At 55.9% G+C, this 24673-nt stretch carries 22 protein-coding genes; 15 read left to right on the top strand and 7 right to left on the bottom strand.

Features of this window, described 5'->3' with window-relative positions; translation table 11 throughout:
- Nucleotides 1-59 precede the first annotated feature (59 nt).
- Entirely contained in the window at nucleotides 60-1817 is a 1758-nt protein-coding gene (locus tag ASD8599_RS12850; RefSeq protein WP_245926033.1) for a serine protease, read from the bottom strand.
- 179 nt (nucleotides 1818-1996) lie between these two features.
- On the opposite strand from ASD8599_RS12850, the gene ASD8599_RS12845 reads away from it, so the two are divergent.
- The 9 genes from ASD8599_RS12845 to ASD8599_RS12805 all read left to right on the top strand — a co-directional run bounded on the left by ASD8599_RS12845 (nucleotide 1997) and on the right by ASD8599_RS12805 (nucleotide 13331).
- Nucleotides 1997-2929 (top strand): glycine--tRNA ligase subunit alpha, encoded by a 933-nt coding sequence (locus ASD8599_RS12845; protein WP_108828903.1) that lies wholly within the window; start codon nucleotides 1997-1999, stop codon nucleotides 2927-2929.
- Complete coding sequence (locus ASD8599_RS12840) at nucleotides 2926-3441, top strand: DUF6446 family protein (RefSeq protein ID WP_108828902.1); 516 nt, start codon at nucleotides 2926-2928, stop codon at nucleotides 3439-3441. The genes ASD8599_RS12845 and ASD8599_RS12840 overlap by 4 nt, the downstream gene beginning before the upstream one ends.
- Nucleotides 3441-5732: a glycine--tRNA ligase subunit beta gene (glyS, locus tag ASD8599_RS12835; RefSeq protein ID WP_108828901.1), complete on the top strand. Its 2292-nt coding sequence runs from the start codon at nucleotides 3441-3443 to the stop codon at nucleotides 5730-5732. The genes ASD8599_RS12840 and glyS overlap by 1 nt, the downstream gene beginning before the upstream one ends.
- A gap of 141 nt (nucleotides 5733-5873) precedes the next feature.
- A complete protein-coding gene (locus ASD8599_RS12830; RefSeq protein ID WP_108828900.1) occupies nucleotides 5874-8411 on the top strand; it encodes a putative PEP-binding protein in 2538 nt (845 codons plus the stop codon).
- A gap of 151 nt (nucleotides 8412-8562) precedes the next feature.
- On the top strand, nucleotides 8563-9192 hold the full coding sequence (locus tag ASD8599_RS12825) for a cell wall hydrolase (RefSeq protein ID WP_108828899.1): 630 nt from the start codon (nucleotides 8563-8565) through the stop codon (nucleotides 9190-9192).
- A gap of 135 nt (nucleotides 9193-9327) precedes the next feature.
- Nucleotides 9328-10254, top strand: a complete 927-nt coding sequence (locus ASD8599_RS12820) for a dihydroneopterin aldolase (protein WP_108828898.1) — start codon at nucleotides 9328-9330, stop codon at nucleotides 10252-10254.
- A 5-nt stretch (nucleotides 10255-10259) separates the two neighbouring features.
- Nucleotides 10260-11264 carry a dihydropteroate synthase gene (gene folP, locus ASD8599_RS12815; protein WP_108828897.1) on the top strand — a complete coding sequence of 335 codons (1005 nt, stop codon included), beginning with the start codon at nucleotides 10260-10262 and terminating at the stop codon, nucleotides 11262-11264.
- A 1-nt stretch (nucleotide 11265) separates the two neighbouring features.
- A complete protein-coding gene (glmM, locus tag ASD8599_RS12810) occupies nucleotides 11266-12612 on the top strand; it encodes a phosphoglucosamine mutase (RefSeq protein WP_108828896.1) in 1347 nt (448 codons plus the stop codon).
- A gap of 119 nt (nucleotides 12613-12731) precedes the next feature.
- Nucleotides 12732-13331, top strand: coding sequence for a hypothetical protein (locus tag ASD8599_RS12805; protein ID WP_108828895.1), 600 nt, complete (start codon nucleotides 12732-12734; stop codon nucleotides 13329-13331).
- Nucleotides 13332-13389: 58 nt separating this feature from the next.
- Here ASD8599_RS12805 and ASD8599_RS12800 read toward each other — a convergent pair whose 3' ends face one another.
- On the bottom strand, nucleotides 13390-14304 hold the full coding sequence (locus ASD8599_RS12800) for a DMT family transporter (protein ID WP_108828894.1): 915 nt from the start codon (nucleotides 14302-14304) through the stop codon (nucleotides 13390-13392).
- 126 nt (nucleotides 14305-14430) lie between these two features.
- On the opposite strand from ASD8599_RS12800, the gene ASD8599_RS20295 reads away from it, so the two are divergent.
- Nucleotides 14431-14601 carry a hypothetical protein gene (locus tag ASD8599_RS20295; protein WP_181364481.1) on the top strand — a complete coding sequence of 57 codons (171 nt, stop codon included), beginning with the start codon at nucleotides 14431-14433 and terminating at the stop codon, nucleotides 14599-14601.
- 88 nt (nucleotides 14602-14689) lie between these two features.
- Here the strand turns inward: ASD8599_RS20295 and ilvC are convergent, their stop codons facing one another.
- Nucleotides 14690-15712: a ketol-acid reductoisomerase gene (ilvC, locus tag ASD8599_RS12795; protein WP_108828893.1), complete on the bottom strand. Its 1023-nt coding sequence runs from the start codon at nucleotides 15710-15712 to the stop codon at nucleotides 14690-14692.
- 131 nt (nucleotides 15713-15843) lie between these two features.
- Here ilvC and ASD8599_RS12790 point away from each other — a divergent pair, with 131 nt between their 5' ends.
- The 3 genes from ASD8599_RS12790 to ASD8599_RS12780 all read left to right on the top strand — a co-directional run bounded on the left by ASD8599_RS12790 (nucleotide 15844) and on the right by ASD8599_RS12780 (nucleotide 18046).
- Nucleotides 15844-16299 carry an Lrp/AsnC family transcriptional regulator gene (locus ASD8599_RS12790; RefSeq protein ID WP_108830169.1) on the top strand — a complete coding sequence of 152 codons (456 nt, stop codon included), beginning with the start codon at nucleotides 15844-15846 and terminating at the stop codon, nucleotides 16297-16299.
- Between the two features lie 9 nt (nucleotides 16300-16308).
- Complete coding sequence (locus ASD8599_RS12785) at nucleotides 16309-16764, top strand: Lrp/AsnC family transcriptional regulator (protein WP_108828892.1); 456 nt, start codon at nucleotides 16309-16311, stop codon at nucleotides 16762-16764.
- A 157-nt stretch (nucleotides 16765-16921) separates the two neighbouring features.
- Nucleotides 16922-18046, top strand: coding sequence for an aminotransferase class V-fold PLP-dependent enzyme (locus ASD8599_RS12780; protein WP_108828891.1), 1125 nt, complete (start codon nucleotides 16922-16924; stop codon nucleotides 18044-18046).
- Between the two features lie 58 nt (nucleotides 18047-18104).
- Here ASD8599_RS12780 and ASD8599_RS12775 read toward each other — a convergent pair whose 3' ends face one another.
- Nucleotides 18105-19307, bottom strand: coding sequence for a UbiH/UbiF family hydroxylase (locus ASD8599_RS12775; protein ID WP_108830168.1), 1203 nt, complete (start codon nucleotides 19305-19307; stop codon nucleotides 18105-18107).
- Between the two features lie 85 nt (nucleotides 19308-19392).
- Nucleotides 19393-20040: a pyrimidine 5'-nucleotidase gene (locus ASD8599_RS12770; RefSeq protein ID WP_108830167.1), complete on the bottom strand. Its 648-nt coding sequence runs from the start codon at nucleotides 20038-20040 to the stop codon at nucleotides 19393-19395.
- A 102-nt stretch (nucleotides 20041-20142) separates the two neighbouring features.
- On the opposite strand from ASD8599_RS12770, the gene ASD8599_RS12765 reads away from it, so the two are divergent.
- Nucleotides 20143-20787 (top strand): GntR family transcriptional regulator, encoded by a 645-nt coding sequence (locus ASD8599_RS12765; RefSeq protein ID WP_108828890.1) that lies wholly within the window; start codon nucleotides 20143-20145, stop codon nucleotides 20785-20787.
- 26 nt (nucleotides 20788-20813) lie between these two features.
- Here the strand turns inward: ASD8599_RS12765 and ASD8599_RS12760 are convergent, their stop codons facing one another.
- Nucleotides 20814-22745: a glycosyltransferase gene (locus tag ASD8599_RS12760; RefSeq protein WP_245926031.1), complete on the bottom strand. Its 1932-nt coding sequence runs from the start codon at nucleotides 22743-22745 to the stop codon at nucleotides 20814-20816.
- Between the two features lie 100 nt (nucleotides 22746-22845).
- On the bottom strand, nucleotides 22846-24003 hold the full coding sequence (gene carA / locus ASD8599_RS12755; protein WP_108828889.1) for a glutamine-hydrolyzing carbamoyl-phosphate synthase small subunit: 1158 nt from the start codon (nucleotides 24001-24003) through the stop codon (nucleotides 22846-22848).
- A gap of 192 nt (nucleotides 24004-24195) precedes the next feature.
- On the opposite strand from carA, the gene ASD8599_RS12750 reads away from it, so the two are divergent.
- Nucleotides 24196-24657, top strand: coding sequence for a GatB/YqeY domain-containing protein (locus ASD8599_RS12750; protein WP_108828888.1), 462 nt, complete (start codon nucleotides 24196-24198; stop codon nucleotides 24655-24657).
- The last annotated feature ends 16 nt before the right edge of the window (nucleotides 24658-24673 follow it).

Genomic DNA, 24673 nt, shown 5'->3' with positions numbered 1-24673 from the left:
ACACCACGCGCAACCTAAAAACTTGGGCGGTAAGGTGCACCTTGGTGCACCAACAAATATCAGTTCCAGCAGCTGACTAGAACGGTCATATTCACAGCAGATGCTGCGATGTCCTCGGGGGGCAAGGCGGCAGCGCCGGTCGCGCGATCCGCGGATCGGCCAGCCTGAGACAATAGATCCTGAATGACGGTGCGGTCCAGCGAAAAGCTGACATTCGCAGGCAGTTGCTGCCCTGTTTCGGGCGCAGGCAGCAGCATACCCAGAACAGCGCCGGACGCATCCAGAACAGGGCCGCCCACATCGCCGGGCAATGCGGACAAGGCCAAACGGTTCAATCCGGCTTCACCACGCAGACCACGTACGTCCGCCAGTGTTCCAAATGTGATCGAAGCTGCACCCAGAACACCCTCATAGCTGTATCCAGCAACTGCAACTTCGCTTTGAAGCCTCGGGGTGTTTGCGCTGAATGCGGCAACTGTCAAAGGGGCCAGCGCGTCTTTGGGTGAGAGCAGGGCGATGCCTCGATCTGTGTCGGACACCAGAACTTCGGCTTCGTATTCCTGATCCAAGGTGATGCGGGTGCATGATGCCACTGCGTCTGAACTTGTCACCACAGCGCCGCGTGCATCGACATAAAAACCGGACCGCGACAGCTTGGGCTTGCGCACCTCAAGGCCTGCGACCAGATCCACGGCTTGTTCATCGGCTGATCCCGCTGTCGGGTCCAACGCACCGTTCAGTCGGGCAAAGCTTTTGTCCATTTGGGCCAACAATCGCGTGCGACGGGCCTCATCCCCGGCAGGCCAAATCAAGGTAAATCCTTTGACTTCGCCGTTCTGCAGAGACACCCGTGTCTCGGACACGATCTGATCATTTTCACCAACCAGCACAAAGCTGTTTTTGCGACGCTCACGCGGTCCGTCCAGTGGTACAATCTCGAGGGTCTGCATGATGTCATACAAACCAAACAGCGTGGATTGATCACCCGCCTGGCTTATCAGGTACACTTGGGCGGCGATATCACCGGTGGACGTGTAGTGGGCAAAGGGGGATTCGTATTTGTCGAAGGCCACAACGGCTGTGGGCATCAGCATTTCGATACCAGCTTGCGTGTCTTGAACCATCTGCAGGCCAAGACCTTCCAGAACAGCGTTATACTGTCGCAACAATTCCGCGCGTTGCATGGTTGTCAGGATGCCTGTGATCTCCAGGCCCTGAGCCGCTTGCCACCCTGCCATGGAATTGCGGGTGCCGCGACCGTATGCACCGTCAATCGCGCCATCATAGACACCAGCCCATTTCAACGCCACCTGAAGCTCTTTACGCTCATCTGCTGTTAGCAATTGTTCGCTGCGACGTGCCTGATTTGGCGTTTCATCCGCGGGTTCGGGTTCTGCGACAACAACGGGTTCAGGATCGACTTCGTTGGATGCGGTTGTTTGGGTGTTTTCGGGGGCCGCAATCGCGCCATTTGCCAAAACATTGGCGCCCACGGGCCAGAATTGCTGCCGAAAGCCGCTGGAAAACGCGATATAGGCGTCACGCGGGATCAATCGATCACGACGATACGTGCGCAAGACGATTTCCGCGTCGCGGCGTGTGTATGGGCCAAGGGCGATGCCGTACCAGCCGCCGGGCAGGGCAAATCCGTTCACATCTTCCAGATTTGCGGCATAAGACCGCGCACTTTCCGTGGCTTGACGTAAACTTGGCTGCGCTTCCACTTGGACCCAAACCACATCATTTGCGGTTTGGGCCGCCATCGGCACCACCCATGCAAACAAAACCATTACCGCAGCAGCAACCCTGTGCATCATTTCGCCTTAACCCTATGTCCCTGTACCTGTTGCGCGCAAATAAGCAGGAAATTGCCATAAACACCATGGGGGAATACCGGTAAAAGAAAGCCACACGCGCAATTGACCCTTTTGGCCACACACCATAGGAAAGGCCGCAATTCACGGCATTTGCCAAACGTCAATCGGGACATGCAGACATGAGCACAATCGCACCGCGTTCGTTTCAGGAAATCATTCTGCGGCTTCAGTCTTATTGGGCTTCAAAAGGCTGTGCGATTTTGCAGCCCTACGACATGGAAGTCGGGGCAGGGACGTTCCATCCTGCCACAACGCTGCGGTCTTTGGGCACGAACCCCTGGGCTGCCGCTTATGTTCAGCCGTCGCGCCGCCCCACAGACGGGCGATATGGCGAAAACCCGAACCGTCTGCAGCACTATTACCAGTACCAAGTGCTCATCAAACCCAGCCCCCCCGATCTGCAAGAGCTGTATCTGGGGTCACTTGAAGCCATTGGCGTGGACATGGACCTGCACGACATCCGCTTTGTTGAAGACGACTGGGAAAGCCCAACACTCGGGGCTTGGGGCCTTGGTTGGGAAGTCTGGTGTGATGGCATGGAAGTCTCACAATTCACGTATTTCCAACAGGTTGGGGGGCATGATTGTCATCCGGTCTCAGGTGAGCTGACCTACGGGTTAGAGCGTTTGGCGATGTACATCCTTGGCGTCGATCACGTCATGGACATGCCATTCAACGACCCTCAAACGCCAATCGCACTGTCTTACGGCGACATCTTCAAACAAACCGAAGAAGAATATGCGCGCTGGAACTTTGATGTGGCCAACACCGATGTGCTTCTGCGCCACTTTGAAGAGGCGGAAGCGGAATGCAAAAGCATTCTGTCACAAGCGCATGACGACCCGAAAACCGGCAAACGCATCGTCATGGCGCACCCCGCCTATGACCAGGCGATCAAAGCGTCGCACATCTTCAACCTGCTCGACGCACGTGGCGTGATCTCGGTCACTGAACGCCAAGCCTACATCGGACGCGTGCGTACACTGTCCAAAGCCTGCGCAGACGCTTTTGTGCAAACGCGGGCCGGCGGGTTTGTCGAGGCCGCTGAATAATGGGGAAATTTTTAGCTGTGTTGTTAGTTGGCAGTGCCTTTGGGGCGGGAATTTTCATGTATTACCTGCAAGTCTACGGGTTCTACGACGAGGTCGTAGGCGGTGACGTGCAGCTTGTGTCGGTGGTTGACGACCTGCCCGAGACGATCAGCTTTGACAATCTGCAAGCCATCGACGCCGACAGCTCGCCCCTGCGGTACCGCGCGTGTTTTACCACAGACCTTAGCCTTTCATTGCTGTCCGAAACATACGTAGGCTTGGAAACAGCAACCCCGCGCAACGCGCCTGAATGGTTCGACTGCTTTGACGCCGCCACCATCGCCGCCGAACTCGAAGCTGGTACAGCCATTCCATTCCTTGGTGGGAAAAACGTCGAATTCGGCGTCGATCGTATCGTGGCAATCACCGAAGACGGGCGCGGCTACGTCTGGCACGACCTGAATGACTGCGGCGACAAGGCCTATGACGGCACCATCGTCGGCGAAGAATGCCCCAGAAGGGAAACCGAATAATGCCTGATCTTCTGATTGAACTGTTTTCCGAGGAAATCCCCGCGCGCATGCAAACCCGCGCCGCTGAGGACCTGAAAAAGCTCGTGACAAACGGCATGGTTGAGGCCGGGTTGACCTACGCCTCTGCCGCTGCCTTTTCCACACCGCGCCGCCTGACTTTGACTGTTGAGGGGATGCTGGACGCGTCCCCCACGACCGTGGAAGAACGCAAAGGCCCCAAAGCCGATGCGCCCGAAAAAGCCATCGAAGGGTTCCTGCGCGGCGCTGGCCTGACCCGCGACGATCTGGAAGAACGCGAAACACCCAAAGGCAATATCCTGTTCGCCAAGATCACCAAGCCGGGCCGCCCGGCGGCTGACATCGTGGCCGAAGTTCTGGAACATGCAATCCGCAACTTCCCATGGCCGAAATCCATGCGTTGGGGCAGTGGGTCGCTCAAATGGGTGCGCCCGCTGCACTCCATTCTGGCGATCACCGTTGCCGAGGACGGCGCTCAGGTCATCCCAATGGACGTCGACGGCATCACATCCTCCGACACCACCGAAGGCCACCGTTTTATGGCCCCGGGCCGTTTTTCGGTCACGTCTTTTGACGACTACACAACCAAGCTGAAACGCGCCCATGTGGTACTCGACGCGTCCGAGCGCGCCGACACCATCTGGCACGACGCCACGAACCAAGCCTTCGCAAACGGGCTGGAAGTCATTGAAGACGCGGGCCTTTTGGCCGAGGTCGCAGGGCTTGTTGAATGGCCCGTCGTCCTGATGGGCACCATTGATGACGATTTCCTTGGCCTGCCGCCAGAGGTGCTGAAACTCTCGATGAAAGAGCATCAAAAGTTCTTTTCCGTGAAGAACCCCAAAACCGGCCGGATTGAGCGTTTCATCACCGTCGCCAACCGCGAAACATCCGACACCGGGGCCACCATCCTTGCGGGCAACCAAAAGGTGCTGTCGGCGCGTCTGGCGGATGCGAAATTCTTCTGGGAAAACGATCTGCGTGTGGCCAAGGCGGGCATGACCGACTGGCTGGACGCGCTGAAAAACGTGACCTTCCACAACAAGCTTGGCACGCAAGCGGACCTTGTGGATCGCATGGCCGCGCTGGCCCGCGAAATTGCGCCTTCTGTCGGGGCCGATCCCGATATGGCTGAGAAAGCGGCGCGTTTGGCGAAGGCTGACCTTGGGTCCGAAATGGTCTATGAATTCCCCGAACTTCAAGGGCTTATGGGGCGCTATTACATCGAAGCTTCAGGTGAAGATGCAGCGATTGCGGCAGCTTCAGAGGAACACTACGCCCCATTAGGCCCGTCAGATGATGTGCCAACAGCGCCTGTGTCTGTGGCGACATCTTTGGCTGAGAAAATCGATAAGCTAGTTGGGTTCTGGGCGATTGATGAGAAGCCAACGGGGTCAAAAGACCCGTTTGCGCTGCGCCGCGCAGCTTTAGGGATTATCCGGATTGCTGTGGAACAAGATGTCTCGGCAAATCTGCTGCCAATAATTTCGGTCCATCTGGATTCGGTTAAAGCGTCAATATTCAATACTTGGTTCTTAAAGGCAGGTCAGGAAAAATCAGATGAACAGAAGGTATTTCAGGCTTGGGTGCTATCTTTACCAGAGTACGAAGAAGTGATCGATGGAGCAACAGCTGGATTGGCAATGGGTTCAGTCATTGAAAGCATGGTGAAGAATGAAGGTTCCCAAATTCAGGAGTTTGTTTTCGAAAAATCTGTTGGTGGAGAGCCTGATGTAAAAAGGATCCCGCCAGAACTCCTCGCCTTCATCCACGACCGCCTCAAAACCTACTTGCGTGACCAAGGCATCCGCCACGACATCATCGACGCCTGCATTGCGATGGATGGCAACGACGACATCAACCTGCTCGTCAAACGGGCCCGCGCCCTGTCGGAAACGCTCAAAACAGACGATGGTGAAAACCTCATCCAGGGGTTCAAACGCGCCAACAACATCCTCTCCCAAGCAGAAGAGGCGGACGGGGTCGAATATTCCTACGGCGCGGACGTGAAATTCGCCGAAACCGACGAAGAACGCGCACTTTTCGCAGCCCTCGACGGGGCCGAGGCCAAAATCACTCCGGCCATGGAACAACAAGACTTCCAAATCGCAATGGCTGCCATGGCAACCCTGCGCCAGCCCATCGACGCGTTCTTTGAAGCGGTGCAAATCAACGCAGACAACCCAACAGTGCGACGCAACAGGCTCAATCTGCTCAGCCGCATCCGCACAATCTGCTCAAGCGTGGCAGACCTGACCAAAATCGACGGCTAATCCCTTCATCTTGGTAAAAAATACCTCGGGGGAGGCCGCAGGCCGGGGGCTGGCCCCCCTTTGGCTGGCCCGTTAACCTTTCTTAACTCTTGTAACACCAAGTTTACATTCTATGCTGCACCCAACACATGAGGTGCTGCGGTGCAGAATAATCCGAACACAACACTGGTTACGCAAACAGCGCCGATCGCTACAGCGACACATGGCGGGCGGGCGAAATGCCTGCAACGGCTGGTGCGGCTTGATCTGCCGGTGCCGACAACTGTCGCCCTTAGCTTTGAGGCGGTGCACAAAATCGCCCAAGGGGAGCTGCCGGACATTGAAGCCGTATTGAAGCAGTTTCCTGATGATGCACTGCTTTGTGTGCGTCCGTCCTCTGAAGATCCTGATTGGGGTGGTCCGGGGGCCGTGTTGAATATCGGGATGAATGATTCCAGCCACGCGACACTGTGCCGTGATTTGGGATCAGATGCCGCTACAGCGCTATATATGCGATTTGTGCAATATTATGCGGTTCATGTGGCCAGGTTAGACCCCGATATGTTCGATAATGTAACGGGGAACGGGCCGGAAGGGTTGAAAGAAACCCTGCGTGCCTACGAGGACGAGACCGAAGAAAGCTTCCCCGGCAACCGTGCGACGCAGCTTGGAGCGGTGTTGCGATCAATGGCACGTGCATGGGATGGCACAACCGCCCGTTTGCTGCGCCAAGCCAAAGGTGCACCTGCCGAAGCCGGTTTGGGGTTGGTGGTTCAGCAAATGGCCTTTGGCGTTGGCATCAAGAAAAGCGGTGCAGGCGTTTTGCAGCTTGTCGACAGCAACACAGGGCTGCCGCAAATCACCGGACGCTATTTGCGTCAAAGTCAGGGGCGCGATGCGCTGCACGCCGAAGCAGAAGCATTGTACCTGACAAAAGACCCTCGTGGGCCGTCTTTGGAAGAAGAAGAACCTGTGCTGTTCAAACAGCTTCAGGACCATGCCGCATTGATGCGGGTGAAATTGCGCGAAGAAATGCAGGTGGAATTCACTGTAGATGATGGTGTTTTGCACATTCTGGACGGAGTGCGTGTGGCCCGCAGCCCGCGTGCTGCTGTGCGTATCGCTGTGCAGCTCGCAAAGGATAAGATTATCCCGCAACAAGAGGCCGTGATGCGTGTCGAGCCGAGCATGCTGAATGAATTACTTCACCGCCAAGTGGACAAAGATGCGGCGCGTGACGTCATCGGGCATGGAATCGCGGCCAGTCCCGGTGCGGCCACAGGTCGGATCGTGTTTACGGCTGCAGAAGCACAGGCAAGCGCGTCACGCAACGAAGACTGCGTTTTGGTCCGCCGTGAAACGTCGCCCGAAGATATTCGTGGCATGCACGCGGCCAAAGCCGTTTTGACAGAACGGGGCGGGATCACCAGCCACGCGGCCGTGATCGGGCGCGGCATTGGCCTGCCGTGCGTTGTGGGCGTGTCCGACATCCGGTTTCAGACCAATGACAAGCAGTTGATGCTAAAAGACGGCCGTATCATCAAACAAGGCGACGTGATCACCATTGATGGCACCAGCGGGGATGTGTTGTTGGGGGCGCCTGCGATGCAGGAAGCTGCACTAGACGACGCATTTCAAAACCTGATGGACTGGGCAGACGCCGAACGCGACATCGGCATTCGCGCCAATGCAGATACCCCAGCCGATGCTCAGACCGCACGCAATTTCAACGCGCAAGGTATCGGTTTGTGCCGCACGGAACATATGTTTTTCGACATCAACCGTCTGACGGTGATGCGCGAGATGATCTTTGCTGAGACAGGCGAGGACAGACGCGCTGTTCTAGAGCGCTTGTTGCCGATGCAGCGGGACGATTTTACGCAATTGTTCCGGATCATGGAAGGCCAGCCAGTCTGCATTCGACTGTTTGATCCACCCCTACATGAATTTTTGCCAACAAATCGCAGTGGACAGCGCGAGCTTGCCGAGGCTTTGGATTTGCCCTTGTCCGATGTGACGCGGCGCATTGAAGCCATGATGGAATACAACCCGATGCTTGGTTTGCGCGGTGTGCGCCTAGGCGTGACAGTGCCGGAAATTTACGAAATGCAGGCCCGGGCGATTTTTGAAGCCACCTTGGAGGCCAGCCGCGACGGCGACCCCGTTGTTCCTGAAATCATGATCCCGTTGGTCAGCGCCAAACGCGAAGTTGAATTGGTCAAAACCAACATTGATAGCGTTGCGGCGGCTGTCCACAACGAACGCGGTGAAAGCTTTGATTACAGATTGGGCGTTATGGTTGAAACGCCACGCGCCGCATTGCGCGCCGGTGACATTGCACAGCATTGCGCCTTCTTAAGTTTCGGAACCAACGATCTGACGCAAATGACATATGGTTTAAGCCGCGATGATGCAGGGCGTTTCATGTCCGACTATGTGCGTCAGGAGGTCTTCCCCGAAGACCCGTTCCACACGCTGGATCTGGACGGAGTGGGAGAGTTGCTGGAACTGGGTGCTACACGGGGCCGCAAAACGCAGCCCGATGTGACGTTGTCGATCTGTGGTGAGCATGGTGGCAACCCCGAATCAATCGCCTTCTGTCGCGCCCGTGGTTTTGACTATGTTTCATGCTCACCTTTCCGGGTGCCAGGTGCGCGTCTTGCCGCAGCCCAACTGGCCATCGCCCACAAGACGTTGTGATACACAGTGCAACACCCGCGAAATAAGGGGTTTTTTAGCTGGTGAACCAAGGCTGTGGCGCATGACGTCGGTGTGCTGAAAACGTGATAAACTGGACCTTAACCAATTTTCTGCGTATGTGGCCCCATCTGAAACGACACTAGGCTGCCGCATGCGTGTACTTTTTTCCTTTTTGATGGCTCTGGCCATGTCCATTCCCGTTTCGCTTTTGGCGGGGGATGAACAGGCGAAAAAGCTGTTGCGCAACGAGACGCGCGGCTTGAACAAAGTCTCCAAAGACAGGTTGAATGGGCTGGTTCAGGTCGTAGACCAAAGCGGCAGCGATGTTGTATTTTCGAAATCCTGGCTTGACGCGCAACCCAAAGCAAAAGGCAGCACCCAGTGGAAATGTCTGTCTGAAGCGTTATATTTTGAAGCACGTGGCGAGACCGTGAAAGGTCAATTCGCTGTTGCTGAGGTTATCTTGAATCGGGTCAAAAGCACACGGTTTCCGGGGTCTTTGTGTGGGGTGATCAACCAGGGCACCGGCAAGAAATACGGGTGCCAATTCACCTATACCTGCGACGGCAGACCGGAACGCATCAACGAACCAAAATCCTATGAGCGTGTTGCAAAAGTGGCCCGTGCGGTAATTGATGGTCGCGCCCCCGATTTGACCAATGGTGCCACGCACTATCATACAACAGCAGTTCGCCCGCGTTGGTCCAAGGTGTATACCAAAACCGCGCGGATTGGCGTCCATATCTTTTACCGCCACACGTACCGTACTGCATCCAACTAAAAGCGCCCATCCGCCAGTAGGCACCCTGCGCAATGGGATGCCGCATATGGGTGCTGCTCTGGCGTAAACGACGCTGTTCCCAAACTGCAAAACCGTCTATGCAGGCGCTGCTTGCCCTGTTGAAAGACCTGTCTCATGACCACTGAAGTCCGTCTCGCTTTTGCGCATCCCTCTGAGCGTGCTGATGCGACACCCCATGGCGACCAACCGCTTGATCGCATTTCTGTGCGCAATCATACGGTAGATGTCGAAATCGGCGCGTTTCAGGCAGAGCGCGGGGTGACGCAACGCATCAGCTTTAACATCGTTGTGGAAGTACAGCCGCTGACCGGCCCCATCGAAGATGATGTGGACCGTATTCTAAGCTACGACAAAGTCACCGAAGCGATCGCGTTTGAGCTGGCCGATGAGCGGCTTAACTTGTTGGAAACACTCGCAGAACGTGTTGCGGATCGCATTTTGCTTGAACCACAAGCAAAGCGCGTCTTTGTGCGCATCGAAAAGCTGGATCGCGGACCGGGCGCATTGGGTGTTGAAATCGTTCGCGCACGCGCAGCCAGTGATGTGGCAGGCGTCGAAGAAGAAACCCCATTGCACCCAGAACTGGTGTTTTTGTCGAACGCAGCGCTGGGATCGCCCCATTTGGGAGGCTGGATCGATCAGTTGCAGGCGGGCGGGCGGCCTTTGATCGTATGCGTCGAAGCGTCTGATGTGCCAGCCCCGCAAACAGGCCACAAAATGACCCAACGCCGCGTTGATCTGCTGGCAATCGAGCAAAACGCATGGGTATTGGCTGCAACGGACGAACGCTGTGTTGTCGTGGAAACACGTACTGAACTGGACTGGGGGATGCGCAATGGCCAGATTTGTGTCTGGGCGCCTTCCAAGATTGTGTTGGATGCGGTTGATGGGCCCTCTGCTGGCCCAAAAGACGCTGTGGCACTGGCTGCGTGGTTCGCCCAAACCTGTGATGCTCAAGAGCTGCTGGTGATCGGTGCAGACGCGCCTGAGGACAGTGCTGTGACCGTGCGCACCATGTCTGCGGACAGCGACCGGATTTAAGCGTCATGCGCTATGTTCGTCCTTTGGTCCAAGTTGGCAACACCCGCCCTGATGACGCCTTGCCCCTTGCAAGCGGTTGGGGTTGGTTCACCCATATCGAGATTTTGTCGCGGCGCCATACGTCCCGCGTGGCATCTGTATCCGAATTGACAAGCGCAGAAAGCGCGGCCCTGACAGCGCCACGCGGCCTGATTTCTGGCATGACGTTTGATGTCCCCCGATTGATGGGCATTGTGAATGTTACGCCTGACAGTTTTTCGGATGGGGGTGAAAACGCGGCCCCTGAGATGGCCTGCCAAACGGCATTGCAGATGATCGGGCAGGGTGCGGATATATTGGACATCGGGGGTGAATCTACACGACCAGGGGCCCGAACGGTTGCGGTAGATGATGAAATTGCACGCGTAGCACCAGCGATTTCGGCCATTCGGGCCAAAACCACGCATCCTATTTCGATCGACACCCGCAAAGCGCCAGTGGCAAAAGCTGCTTTGGATGCAGGTGCCAGTTTGGTGAATGACGTCGCAGGGTTTACGTTTGATGCAGCACTGGCCCCTTTGTGCGCAAAACGTGACGTGCCAGTGTGTGTTATGCATGCGCAAGGCGATCCTGCGACAATGCAAAAAGACCCGCACTACGAAAATGTTCTTTTGGATGTGTATGATTTTTTGGCAGAACGGATTGAAACCCTGACCCGTCAAGGTTTGCCGCGTGGCCAGATTATTGTCGATCCGGGGATCGGGTTCGGGAAAAACATGACGCATAATCTGGCGTTACTCGAAAAAATCAGCCTGTTTCATTCTCTTGGCGCCCCCATCTTGCTGGGCGCATCGCGCAAACGCTTTATCGGTACCCTTGGTGGCGCATCAGAACCACAAGGTCGCGACGCAGGGTCAATTGGCGTTGCTTTGGCAGCACTGGGGCAAGGGGTGCAAATTGTACGGGCCCATGATGTGGCCGGACATGCACAAGCCATTGCGCTATGGCGGGCAGGCATGGCACATGAGTAACATGACAAAGCTTTTTGGTACCGACGGCGTGCGTGGCACGGCCAATATTCACCCTATGACAGCCGAAATGGCGTTGCGCATCGGCGCGGCGGTAGGGCGGTATTTCCGCCGCGACGGAAATAGTGCCCACCGCGTTGTGATCGGCAAAGACACACGGCTGTCCGGCTATATGTTCGAAAATGCGCTGACGGCAGGGCTGACATCGACAGGGATGAACGTGCTGTTGTTGGGGCCTGTGCCGACGCCCGCCGTGGGGCTGCTGACGCGGTCCATGCGTGCGGACCTCGGGGTGATGATCTCGGCCAGCCACAATCCGGCACAAGACAACGGTATCAAGTTTTTTGGGCCAGATGGCTTCAAGCTTTCTGACGCGGTTGAGGCCGAAATCGAAGCGCTGGTCGCGGCAGGGGTCGAACCCACCGAGGCCCCCAACATTGGGCGTGCCAAACGGATCGACGACAGCCGGTTTCGCTATATTGAGCGGGTGAAATCGTCCTTTCCACGGCAGATGCGGCTGGATGGTATGAAGATCGTGATCGATTGTGCCAATGGGGCCGCGCACCACGTCGCCCCCATGACGCTTTGGGAATTGGGCGCGACGGTGATCCCTGTGGGCACCGCGCCTAACGGGCACAACATCAACGAACAATGCGGTTCAACCCACCCCCAGACAGCCGCCGAGGCCGTTGTCGCCCATGGCGCTGATGTGGGGATTTGTCTGGATGGCGATGCGGACCGTGTGATCCTGCTGGATGAGAACGGCAAAGTCGGGGACGGCGATCAATTCATGGCGCTGATGGCGTCGCGGTGGGCGGCTGATGAGCGGCTCAAAGGCGGGGCTTTGGTGGCGACGGTCATGTCTAATCTGGGGCTTGAGCGGTTCTTGGAAGACAAAGGGCTACGGCTGGAACGCACATCAGTCGGCGACCGCTACGTGGTCGAGCGGATGCGGCAAGGCGGGTTCAATCTGGGCGGTGAGCAATCGGGTCATATTGTGATGACGGATTATGCCACAACAGGTGACGGGCTAATGGCCGGTTTGCAGTTTTTGGCCGAAATGGTGCGTAGCGAAAAGCGGGCGTCCGAATTGATGCATAACTTTAACCCCGTCCCGCAACTTCTTAAGAATGTGCGATATTCCGTAGATCAAAAGCCTCTTGAAGACGCCCATGTCCAAGCCGCAATCACCCAAGCCGAAGCGGACCTCGTCGGCAACGGCCGCCTGCTAATCCGCAAATCCGGCACCGAACCGCTGATCCGCGTGATGGCGGAAAGCGAAGACGAAGGTATTTTGAATGCCTCTGTGGATGGGATTGTTAGGGCTGTTGAGGAAGCGGTTGGGGGGTAGGGCGTTGGGTTGCAATTGGTGAAGGTCTACTTAGAGCCCTTGGAACAGTACCTGCAGCAGGGCCAATAGATGACCTATCAATAGCGTTTTAGAAGTCTGCCAAGAGGAGGCCGCAGCTGGTGAAGCTAACACTTGATTGGAATTGCGTAATCGAAGTTGAAGATGATCGCCCTCAAGCCGCTTGTGTGGTCGAGTTGATCGACTGCCATAGGCAGGGGCAATTTGAAGTCGCGCTTTTGGCCGCTTCAGCGTCTGAAAATTCGAGGTCGAAATTGTTTCCGGGAAGCGCCATTCTTTTTAAGAACAGAGTCTCAGCGCTCGGCTGGCAAGACTTACCCATAGTGCAAATGCCGGGGATATTCGGGCTAAGTTATCAGGACTTTTGCTATTCTGTCGATGACGGTGAGAAGTTCGAACGTGATAGGGAAGCGCTCTGGAATGTAATCGCTCCCAATGTTCCAAGAAAGCCATCCGAACATGTTCCTTCTGGGGTCCCAATAACTGACGATGTTATTCAGTCCGCATCACTGTCAAAGTGGAGAAATACTTGGTGTGATGTAATCTCCGCATACTCGCACATCTACAATGGTCGGGACGTTTTTGTGACCAATAACACAAAAGATTTCCAAAAGAATTCTGAAGCACTTTCGAAACTTGGGATGAAGCACATTTATACACCTGCAGAAACACTTGCGGGCTTGGCAAGTTTTTCCGGCTAGAGACAACCAAGGTCTGAATGCCCGCACATCGGACATTCGAAACGCTGAACCAACCCAATCACCGCTCAAACAATCTCCTAAACGCCCCATACTGGCTCAACCCAACCCCCGCCAAGATCAACACCATTGCCCACAGCAGCGACGCGGGCAGCGGCTCGTTCAGCAGCCATGCGCCCAGCAGGACGGACCACAAAGGCACTTGATAGTTGGTGAGTGACATGAACACCGGCCCCGCTGTGCGCACGACATAGGTGCGCAGGAAGTTGGCGGCGGCGGTGGGGATCAGGCCGAGGAAGGCGATGACCAGCAGCGTGTCGGTTTCGGGCAGGGGTGGTGGCCCTTCCACCATCAGCGCCACAGGGATCGTGATGCAGGCGGCAATCAGCAGCAGAACTGTGGCCAGCCCAATGGTGTCCACGGCGGGCAACCGGCGCATCAGGATGGAACTGAACCCGTAGCACATCGCCGCCGACAGACAGGCAATGCGCCCCGGTGTTTCCAGCGACGCCCCTGTGCTTTCAAAGGCTTGTGCGCCGATCAGAATGACGACGCCAGCAAAGCCGATCAGAAACCCAAGCGATTTGCGCCTCGTCAGGCGTTCACCTGGCACCAGAAAATGCGCCAAAGGCAGTACCATCAGCGCAACAGCAGCCATGGACACACCGGCAAAACCGCCCGTGACGTATTGTTGCCCCCAAGCCAACAGCATGAAGGGCACAGCCGAGCTGAGGGCGCCAATCACGCCCAGCGTGGTCAGGGTGCCGGTTGTGGGGGGGGCGGAGAATAGTTTTGCCCCGGTAAACGTCCAGATTGCGGTCATCAGTACTGCACCAAAGCCGATGCGACCTGCGGCCAACCAGAAAGGGGTAATGCCCTTAAGTGCCACTTCGGTCACAAGAAACGTACCCCCCCAAGTCAAACCCAAAATCGCGACGAACAGCCAACTGCGGCCTGTGATGTCTGGTGTTTGCATGGTTCGGGCCTTTTTGTCGCGGTCTGGGAACCGCGTTAGGGGACTGTGGGTTGATCCGTAATTCCTGCAGCGCACCAAAGCGCTGTGCAGTTCGCCTTACAATCGCAGATGCAAAGGACTAATACTATGGATGCTTCTTATATTATCGTTATTTTAGCGCTGGTTACTATGCTGGCTTTGATTGTCTTCGCCCTTGCCAGCAAAGCCAAACTTGAGCGCCGCATGGACGATCCCAACAGTAAGAAATCGACGCTCGCCGCTGACAAATCCAGCTCAGGCAGCCCTGCCGACGTTTGACGGCGACGAGGCCAAAAGCAACATAAGTGCTAAAACGAAAGGCCCGGACGTTTCCGACCGGGCCCCTCTGGGTCAAATCGACCTTGTCTTAGTTCTTGGCTTTGTCGACCATTTTGCCAGCAGAGATCCACGGCATCATGTCGCGCAATTTGCCGCCAACAACTTCGATCTGGTGCTCGTCGTTGGACCGGCGCGAAGATTTGATTGTCGGCTGGCCAACTGCGTTTTCCAGCATGAAGTCACGCACGAATTTGCCGGATTGGATGTCGGACAGAACGGCTTTCATACGCGCTTTTGTCTCGTCGTAAGGCAAAATGCGTGGGCCGGAGACATACTGGCCGTATTCGGCTGTGTTCGAGATGGAATAGTCCATGTTGGCGATGCCGCCTTCATAGATCAGGTCCACGATCAGCTTGGTTTCGTGCAGGCACTCGAAGTATGCCATTTCAGGCTCGTAACCCGCTTCGACCAGTGTTTCAAAGCCCATGCGGATCAGTTCAACGATACCGCCACACAGAACGGCCTGCTCGCCGAACAGGTCGGTTTCGCACTCTTCGCGGAAGTCTGTTTCGATGATGCCGGAACGCCCGCCACCGATGGCCGAGCAGTAGGACAGGCCGATTTCCAGCGCTTTGCCGGATGCGTCTTTGTCCACAGCAACAAGGCAAGGCACGCCGCCGCCTTTGGTGTATTCGCCGCGCACCGTGTGGCCTGGGCCTTTTGGCGCCATCATGACAACGTCGATGCCTTCTTTTGGCTCAATCAGGCCGAAGTGCACGTTCAGGCCGTGTGCGAATGCGATTGCGGCGCCTTCACGGATGTTGTCGTGGACATATTTTTTGTACGTTTCTGCCTGCAATTCGTCGGGCATTGTGAACATGATCAGGTCGGCCCAAGCTGCGGCTTCGGCGATTTCCATTGTCTTCAGGCCTTCACCTTCGGCTTTGGCAATCGAAGGGGAGCCTGCGCGCAAGGCAACAACCACGTTCTTCGCGCCGGAATCGCGCAGGTTCAACGCGTGGGCGTGGCCTTGGGAACCGTAGCCCAAGATCGCCACGTTCATGTCTTTGATAAGGTTCACATCGCAATCGCGATCATAGTATACACGCATTGTGTTTTCTCCGAGTTGATATCTGAACGCTTTATACGCAGCCTTTTTTCCAGATGCAGCGTTGCATTTTGGGTTTATTTAACTACAAACGTGAAAAACAATTCGCCGAAACTATAGATTGCGAAATTTTCATGCTTGATGATCTGGATCGGCGCATTTTGCGACAATGGCAGGCTGACCCGTCCCTTTCGCCGTCCGAACTTGCACAGAAGTGTGGGGTAAGCATGGCCAAACTGGCGCGTCGTCAGGGGCGGTTGCAAGACGCAGGTATCGTCAAAGGGGTTCAGGCCGAAATTGACTGGACGGCGTTGGGCTATTCTGTCGAAGTGTCGTTGCGTGTCACATTGGATAAGACGGTCGGGCGTGCATTTGAGGACTTTTTTGATGCGGCGCGTTTGGTGCCTGAAGTCATAGAAATGCAGACATTCTTGGGGCGTGTGGATGTGCGTTTGTCTGTGATCGCCCGCGATATGGGCCACTACCAGCATATCTATCGCGATCGAATTTTGACCTTGCCCGGGATCACCGACATCGAAGCCTTGATGCAGGTGGCTTTGATCAAATCCAATGAAAGCCTTCCACTATAAGGGGCGCATATGACTGAATATGATGACATAGATTTCGCACTTTTGCGGGCATTACAGGTTGATGCCACGCAAAGCGCTGGCGCATTGGGCCGTATCGTAGGTCTGTCACAGCCCGCCACATGGCGTCGTGTCAAGCGTTTGCAATCTGCCGGGGTGGTGAAAAAACGCCGTTTGCATCTGGACGCGGAAGCCGTCGGGTTCGGTGTCACGGTTTTTTTGGGGGTGAAGCTGGCCACAAAGGGGCGCGTTAGCCTTGAGGATTTTGAACGCGCGGTCAGCGCGATCCCCGAAGTGCAACGCGTCGAACATGTTTTGGGGCTATATGATTACCGTCTGCGCGTCGTTGCGCGAGACTTGCCCGACTTCGAACGCGTGTTACGCCGCCGTATCATGACATTGCCCGGCGCAGGTGAAGTCGAAGCCAATGTGTTGCTGAGCGAAGAACGGCTGCCGGGGCCTCTTTGATCCAACCACGATAGGGTGCGCAATTTGCCCCATCGGAACGCTTTGCCGCACATCGGATCGCCGGCCCTGAAACAAGTCTCTTTGTGCACCCAAGTATACTTTGCCTTTTGCGGGCTCACCGTCATATTCCTTCCTTAAATGTAGGGAGAACAGACAAATGGCGTTGCTTGAAACGGTAGATCCAAACGGACTTGAAGAGTTTAGCGTGGTGTTCACCGACCGCAGCCTGAATCACATGAGCGTGGCGTTTCAGCAAGTTATGAACGATATCTCAAGCATGCTGAAAGAGGTGTACGCCGCCGATGCAGTGGTTGTGGTGCCGGGTGGCGGGACGTTCGGCATGGAGGCTGTCGCACGCCAGTTCGGCAAGGATGCCGATGTATTGGTCGTGCGCAATGGTTGGTTCAGTTACCGTTGGAGCCAGATTTTCGACATGGGGGGCTTGGCGGCCTCTACCACGGTTTTAAAAGCCAGCCAGACAGGCAACGCAACTGTGTCACCCTTCGCACCGGCCCCGATCGCAGAGGTCGTTGAGGCAATCCGCACTCAAAAACCCGATGTTGTGTTTGCGCCGCACGTGGAAACATCCGCGGGTGTGATTTTGCCCGATGATTATATAGCCGCCATGGCGGCTGCTGCACATGATGTCGGTGCCTTGATGGTTCTGGATTGCATCGCCTCGGGCTGCGCATGGGTCGATATGAAGGCCACCGGTGTCGATGTGTTGATTTCGGCGCCACAAAAAGGTTGGAGCGCCTCACCCTGTGCCGGTTTGGTGATGTTGTCGGATCGTGCCATTGCGCGGATGGCCGAAAGGCAGTCCGACAGCTTTGCGATAGATTTGGGCAAATGGTACGCGATCATGCAAGCGTATGTCGGGGGCGGCCATGCCTATCACGCAACTTTGCCAACGGATGCTTTGCGCGACTTCCGCGATACAATGCTGGAAACCAAAAGCTACGGGTTTGGGCGTTTGAAAGACGCGCAATGGGCGCTTGGCACCGCTGTCCGCGACATGCTGGCGGCCAAAGGCGTGGTGTCTGTGGCAGCGCAAGGATTTGGTGCGCCGGGCGTCGTGGTGAGCTACACGTCGGATGCAGACATTCAGAACGGCAAACGCTTTGCGGCAAAAGGCATGCAGATTGCAGCCGGTGTACCGTTGCAATGTGATGAACCCGAAGACTTCAAAACTTTCCGTATCGGATTGTTCGGGTTGGATAAGTTGTATGACGTTGAAGCAACGGTGGACCGTTTGGGACGTGTTGTGGATCAGGTGCTGTAAACGGTTCCCGTTTTTCGGCACACTTAAAGCACGGGAAAGGGCTGCACAGAGTTTGCAGCTATTTTCCCGTCCCCAATCCCATTTGCATCAGCGTTTTGCGCACGGGCCCCAACCCGTAGATGGCGTTCAATCCCATGGCCCGCGCGTCACGTAGGGCAGGGTGTGCAACTTGGCTGGCTCTGTTCAGCAGATCAATGCCAGTCACACGCAGGCGCACGTCGGACAGGCGCGCTTTTTGGTACGCATCCAGCATGTCCGCACCCCCAAGGCCATCGGGGTTCGCTTTTGCCAATTCCAGAAGCGTCGCGGTGTCCTGCAAGCTCATGTTAAGACCTTGGGCGCCGATAGGGGGCATAACATGGGCCGCCTCTGCGATCAGCGCCACCCGTTGCCCCCGCATTTCGGTCGCGGTCTGGCTGATGATGGGCCAAATGGTGCGGTTTGATGCCAGTGTCAAAGGGCCAAACAAGCCGCAGCTGCGTGTCGTCATTTCGGCCTCGAAAGCGGCGACATCCATATTGTAGCGGGCTTGTGATTTGGGGCCGTCGTCCATCCATACCACCGCAGAACAAGGTTTCCCTTCGTAATCGGGCAGTGGCACCGAGGTGAAAGGGCCGCCTGTGCGGTGAATTTCCGTAGACACATTTTCATGTGGCACAGTGTGGGTGACCGCGAAGGCAAGCGCCTTTTGACCATAGCGTTTTGTGGTCACGTCAATGCCTGCCGCTTGCCGCATGGGTGATGCGCGCCCGTCGGCTGCGATCACCATTTTTGTGTTGATTTTGCTGCCGTCCGATAACCCGACCCGGGCTGTTTTTGTGCGGGTGAACAGGGTGGTTGTGGCGGTACCGGGGCGGAAATCCACCGTGTCGAGGTGGTCCAGCCGGTTCAAGATTTCGCGGCGCAGTATATAGTTGGGAAAATTCCACCCAAAGGGCGCATCAGAAATATCAGCGGCGTTAAATTCTTTCGTGATGCGCGCGGTTGGCGTTGGACCGCCGGCGTCGACAATGCGCATGATTTGCAGCGCCGCAGAGTAGGGCGCAATGTGGTCCCAAATACCTGCGTCTTGCAAAACACGGCGAGCAGGTTGCAACATCGCTGTTGTGCGCATATCCGCCCCGACCGCGTCACGTTGCGTGACCGGGGGCGTTGGATCTACGCAAATCACATGAAATCCCGCAGCACCGAAGGCTGCCGCGGCCGTTAGCCCGGCAATGCCGCCACCGGATATCACGATATCGCAGGTTTGGTTGGTCATGTGCGCACCTATGTTTGTCGTATTCATGAAGCGATTAAGCTATAGTTAGGGCGCGTATGGCCTTTTGACCAAGCGGCATCCTGTCCTACCCCGTCAACTCTTGCAAAAACGCCGTTAGATCATGGGTGTGATGATGCAGGTAAGGTGCATCTTGACGGGTTTCGGCGACATGGATCGTTCGCATTCCCATGGCATGGGGCACTTCCAGATTGCGCAATTCGTCTTCGAACATCGCGGCGTTTTGTGTGTCTATGCCGTCTGTTGCAAAGACCTGTTGAAAGGCTTCGGCACGGGGTTTGGGCACGTAATTTGCATGTTCAACGCCATAAACCGCATCAAACAAGCCGCCTAAACCACGGGCTTTTAACACGTTTTGCGCGTAAGGCTCTGTTCCGTTTGTGTAGACGATTTTGCGTCCGGGCAGGTCTTTTATCATTGCAGCCAACGCCATGTCTTTGGTCATGTGGCTTAAGTCGATTTGATGCACGTCGTGCAAAAAGGGCCAAGGCGGCACACCGTGTTCATGCATTAAACCTGCCAATGACGTGCCATAGGTCTGCCAATAATGTTTCCGCAGCCTGTCGGCCTCAACGGCATCAACACCCACCGCATCCATCACAAAATCGCGCATTTTGACTTCGATCTGATCGAACAAACGATCGGTCGGTGGATAAAGCGTGTTATCAAGGTCGAAGACCCAAGCACGGACATGGGAAAAGGCGCTTTGCAACATGGGGCCTTGCATAGCAGGCATGGTATTGCATGCAAGATCAAAGCCTTGCGCATCGCTTGACGTGCGTTAAGGTGATGGAACTTTTGTGATCGGATCCTTGCAATGAAATCGAACCCCACTGACGCCTATTCCATGATCCTCGAAGCGATTGATGTGGGGGTCTACAAGCCCGGTGACCGCTTGGTGGAAAGTGAACTGGCGGAACGCTTTGGTGTGTCGCGCACACCCATCCGAGAAGCTTTGCAGCGTCTGGAAACCCAATCGCTTTTGGCGCGGGACGGACGGAGCCTGATTGTGGCGTCCCTGGATCACAATCAAATGGCAGAGCTTTATGTGGTGCGTCGTGAACTGGAAGGGTTGGCGGCGTCCTTGGCTGCGCGGCACGCAAATGAGGAAGAAGTCAGTATTTTGCGTCACATGGTCGAACAAGATAATGCACTTGTGGACGACGCGGCTGCTCTGGCCCGTGCAAATCGCCGTTTTCACAAACAAATCCACCTTGCGTCACACAACCGCTATCTGGTGCAGCAGCTGGATTTGGTGCATCGGACGATGGCGCTGATGGCGACCACGTCGCTGGCGGCTCAGGGGCGCGGGGCGATCGCACAGCGTGAACACGATGCCATTGTCACTGCGATTGAAGCCAAAGACGAAGCGGCCGCAGGTGCGGCGCTGCGTGAACATATTTCTGTGGCTTTCATGACCCGCTTAAAACAGGATGCGGCGCGACGCGAAGAAGAAGCCTAGGCGCTAAAAGCTTAAAGGCTTGGCGGTCAGCCTGCGTCGGCAGATGGCGTATCGGTGCGGTGTGCCACACCGTGTTCGGTTTTGTCCCAATAGAACGGGTCTGTGATCATCTCGTAGAGGGCCTTGTAGCTGGCTAAAGCGCCAAGGGTAAAATAGACTGGCATGGTTGGAACCCAAGCCATCAAATGGCGGTGAGGACGCCCCGACACAGCCACCAACCCCATGGCCAGAGACAGCAATTCAGCGCCAATAAACAAGAACATCATCGCCACCAAAAGGTCCGCCCCGAACATCCCTTGCGCGGGATGGGGCAGGCCCAAAGGCACAAGCCAGAAGGACCACAAAAGCGGGGCCAAGGCGAATTGCGAAAACGAGGCCAGAAAAATCGCTTGAAGCCCCATAAACCGCACAAACCCGAGGTCTTTCATCAGCTGTCCCGGTGCCCGCATGTGCACGCAATAGGTGATTAAAAACCCTTTCAACCACCGCGACCTTTGCCTGACCCACGGCCACGCGCGGCAGTTTGCCTCTTCATGGGTGACGGTGGGCAACAGTTCGGTGACATATCCGTGCCGCGCCAACCGGACCCCCAAATCCGCATCTTCGGTGACGTTATGTGCATCCCACCCCCCCAGTTTCTCCAAAATATCGCGTTTGAAGAAAAGAGTTGTCCCACCCAAAGGGATCACAAGCCCAAGACGTGCCATGCCAGGCATCACCAGCCGCCACCATGTTGCGTACTCGATGGTGAAGCATCGTGAAATCCAGTTTGTACGCGGGTTGTAATAGTCCAGAACACCCTGCAAACATGCGGTGCTTTCAGGGGCTTGGTAGAAACGCATAACGACTTTTTCGATCTGATCCGGCTCAGGGGCGTCTTCGGCGTCCCACACCCCGATGATACTGCCATGACAAAAATCCAGCGCGTAATTCAACGCGCGGGGTTTGGTGGTTGGGCCCGCAGCTTCTGGGACTTCGATCACGCTGATCCAAGGGGGCAATTCGGTATTTGCAAGGGTGTGGCGTGTGATGGTGTCTTTGGCCTCTAGCACCAAAACGACGTTAAGCAAGGATTTGGGATACGTCAGCCGCGACAAGCGTTTGACCAGCGCACCTGCGATTTCCTTTTCACGCAACAGTGGAACCATGATGGACACACGCGGCAGTCGAAACTGGTTTTGATCGAGGGTCGATATCTCTGGACTGTGGGCAACTGATTGCACGATCTGCGCAAGAAAAGCGGCACTTTTCAACACTGTTGTTATGATCAGGGTGAAAACAGCCCAGACCACTGCGAACCCGATCATCAATTTGGGTGCCACCAGCAAACTTAACAAAAGCGCCCCGAACACTGCGATGGCAAGACCGTTGCGGTTCGGAATTTTGCGGCCCCAATTGCGGCAGCTTTCGATGCTGGGCACGCGGGCCACAGCCTTTTGCGCCAGTTCAAATCCATAAAGACGACCCAATTGGGTTTGAATGTGCATCGGGTCCGCGATGACGGGCAACATTGTGGTACGTAAACTGCCAACACAAGCGCGGAAATGGTCAAATTTTCCAGGGTCGTTGGTGGCCACAAGAAGGGTGTTGCCGATCCACAGCCATGGCACAACACGGTGTTTCAGGCATAGGGTGGCAGGCAAGGCATCTGCCATGCCAAGGCGTGGCTGGTCTTGGTTTAGGTCAATGCGTTGGGCGTTATATTGTTTGGACAATGTATCAAGGATGACGTCATCACTGATCAGTCCGTCAGCTTTCAAAATATCACCCAACCGCGCATCAATCCGCGCCTGAAGTCCCATGGCATTGACCAGATCAGTTTGACTGATTGCACCCGTATTCACCAGATGCCGCCCGAAGGGGGCGGGTGCCACATCGGGCACCACGCTGGCCGGGTCTGCAAATCTGAGCCTTGGATCACTCACGTCGAAAGCCTTTGGATGAACTGCGTCACCCAATGCTCCTGCCTGAGCAGGGTTAATGGCCCGTTAAAATTTGGAAGCTCTGTTAATGAAGCGCAGCATTTTCAACCATAGAGTGTTGAAAATGCTAAAAAGCTTAAGCGCGTGCGGCCATGGCCTCTGCAAAACGTTCAAAAAGATAGAAGCTGTCTTGCGGCCCCGGGCTGGCTTCGGGGTGGTGCTGCACTGAAAACACCGGACGATCTTTCATACGGATGCCACAGTTCGACCCGTCGAACAGCGAGGTGTGCGTTTCGATGATGCCGTCGGGCAGGCTTTGCGCATCTACAGCAAACCCGTGATTCATGGATGTGATTTCGACCTTGTTTGTGTCGTGGTCTTTCACAGGGTGGTTTGCGCCGTGGTGGCCGTGGTTCATTTTGACGGTCTGCGCACCAAGTGCCAGTGCCAGCATCTGGTGCCCCAGACAGATCCCAAAGACGGGCAAGGTGGTTTGGTTCAGAACGCCCTGAATCATTGGCACAGCATATGCGCCAGTGGCAGCCGGGTCGCCGGGACCGTTGGACAGAAACACGCCGTCGGGATTATGGGACAGAACGTCTGCAGTGGTTGCGGTGGCAGGCAGAACAGTCACATCGCAACCCGCAGAGGCAAGGCAGCGCAGGATATTGCGTTTGGCGCCATAGTCGATGGCGACGACTTTGTGCTTGGGGGCTTCCTGACGGGTGTAGCCGTCGGGCCAAGCCCACCGCATTTCATCCCAGCGATAAGACTGGGCACAGGTGACTTCACGCGCCAGATCCATACCTTCCAGGCCTGCAAAAGCACGGGCTTTTGCGACCAGCGCCTCAACGTCAAATTCTCCGTCAGGATTGTGGGCCAACGCCACGTGAGGGGCGCCTGCCTGGCGGATCGCACGGGTCAGCCGGCGTGTGTCCACGCCACCGATCGCGATACGCCCGCGCGTGGCCAGCCAGTCACCCAAAGGTCCCGCGCTGCGCCAGTTGGACGGGGTGGTTGGCATCCATTTCACAACCATACCAGCGGCCACAGGATCTGCGGTTTCGTCATCTTCCGGAGTGACGCCAGTGTTGCCGATGTGGGGGAAGGTGAACGTCACAACCTGACCTGCATACGACGGGTCGGTCATGATTTCCTGATAGCCGGTCATGGCGGTGTTGAAACACAGCTCTGCTGTGGTTTCGCCGGTTGCGCCAAAGCCGATGCCGTAAAACAACGTCCCATCCGCAAGAGCCAAACAGGCGGTGGGGCGGTTGGGGGCGGAAGCGATCATGGGCGAGCCTCTCTTGCAGAATCTGAGCAAATTTGTCGGAACTTAATGCCGTGGCCTGTTCGGGTCAAGTGGATATGTGTTTTGTAAATTCTTTTAAATCAATTGGTTAGCAAAATTACAGAAGGTTGCGCTGCACTGCGGCAAACGGTAGAGTACAAGGCTGTGAGGCAACCCGTGGGGATGGGACATAAAATGGACTTGAGAACCAAGATATCGACGGATTTGAAACAGGCGATGAAAGACAAAGCGGCTGATCGCTTGTCGACGCTGCGCTTGATCAACGCCGCCATCAAAGACAAGGACATCGATGCCCGTGCTAGCGGTGCAGACGAAGGTGTCGCCGAATCTGATATTCTTGCGATTTTGGGTAAAATGGCCAAGCAGCGTGCCGACAGTGCACGTGTTTATGAAGAAGGCGGCCGTTTGGATTTGGCGGAACGGGAACAGGCGGAAATTGCGGTTATTGAAGAGTTTTTACCCAAACAACTGAGTGATGAAGAAGCCGCCGCCGCCGTTGAGGCCGCCGTTGTGGAAGTGGGCGCCGACAGCATCCGCGATATGGGCAAGGTAATGGGCGCTTTGAAAGCCAAATACACCGGCCAGATGGATTTCGGCGCAGTGGGGCCAATGGTTAAGGACCGTCTGTGTTCGTAAGCTGCGGGTGCACCAA

The organism is Ascidiaceihabitans donghaensis (genome assembly GCF_900302465.1).
In the GTDB taxonomy this organism is placed as follows: domain Bacteria; phylum Pseudomonadota; class Alphaproteobacteria; order Rhodobacterales; family Rhodobacteraceae; genus Ascidiaceihabitans; species Ascidiaceihabitans donghaensis.
Note: the sequence above shows the minus strand (reverse complement) of the source record. Positions and strands in the feature narration are given on the sequence as shown.

Coding starts and splice junctions, on each gene's coding strand:
- ASD8599_RS12800 (WP_108828894.1), bottom strand. CDS start 14,304: ATGCAAACACCAGACATCACAGGCCGCAGTTGGCTGTTCGTCGCGATT.
- ASD8599_RS12850 (WP_245926033.1), bottom strand. CDS start 1,817: ATGATGCACAGGGTTGCTGCTGCGGTAATGGTTTTGTTTGCATGGGTG.
- ASD8599_RS12785 (WP_108828892.1), top strand. CDS start 16,309: ATGACTGAATATGATGACATAGATTTCGCACTTTTGCGGGCATTACAG.
- ASD8599_RS12790 (WP_108830169.1), top strand. CDS start 15,844: ATGCTTGATGATCTGGATCGGCGCATTTTGCGACAATGGCAGGCTGAC.
- glyS (WP_108828901.1), top strand. CDS start 3,441: ATGCCTGATCTTCTGATTGAACTGTTTTCCGAGGAAATCCCCGCGCGC.
- ASD8599_RS20295 (WP_181364481.1), top strand. CDS start 14,431: ATGGATGCTTCTTATATTATCGTTATTTTAGCGCTGGTTACTATGCTG.
- ASD8599_RS12765 (WP_108828890.1), top strand. CDS start 20,143: ATGAAATCGAACCCCACTGACGCCTATTCCATGATCCTCGAAGCGATT.
- ASD8599_RS12775 (WP_108830168.1), bottom strand. CDS start 19,307: ATGACCAACCAAACCTGCGATATCGTGATATCCGGTGGCGGCATTGCC.
- carA (WP_108828889.1), bottom strand. CDS start 24,003: ATGATCGCTTCCGCCCCCAACCGCCCCACCGCCTGTTTGGCTCTTGCG.
- glmM (WP_108828896.1), top strand. CDS start 11,266: ATGACAAAGCTTTTTGGTACCGACGGCGTGCGTGGCACGGCCAATATT.
- ASD8599_RS12825 (WP_108828899.1), top strand. CDS start 8,563: ATGCGTGTACTTTTTTCCTTTTTGATGGCTCTGGCCATGTCCATTCCC.
- ASD8599_RS12770 (WP_108830167.1), bottom strand. CDS start 20,040: ATGTTGCAAAGCGCCTTTTCCCATGTCCGTGCTTGGGTCTTCGACCTT.
- ilvC (WP_108828893.1), bottom strand. CDS start 15,712: ATGCGTGTATACTATGATCGCGATTGCGATGTGAACCTTATCAAAGAC.
- ASD8599_RS12845 (WP_108828903.1), top strand. CDS start 1,997: ATGAGCACAATCGCACCGCGTTCGTTTCAGGAAATCATTCTGCGGCTT.
- folP (WP_108828897.1), top strand. CDS start 10,260: ATGCGCTATGTTCGTCCTTTGGTCCAAGTTGGCAACACCCGCCCTGAT.
- ASD8599_RS12820 (WP_108828898.1), top strand. CDS start 9,328: ATGACCACTGAAGTCCGTCTCGCTTTTGCGCATCCCTCTGAGCGTGCT.
- ASD8599_RS12780 (WP_108828891.1), top strand. CDS start 16,922: ATGGCGTTGCTTGAAACGGTAGATCCAAACGGACTTGAAGAGTTTAGC.
- ASD8599_RS12750 (WP_108828888.1), top strand. CDS start 24,196: ATGGACTTGAGAACCAAGATATCGACGGATTTGAAACAGGCGATGAAA.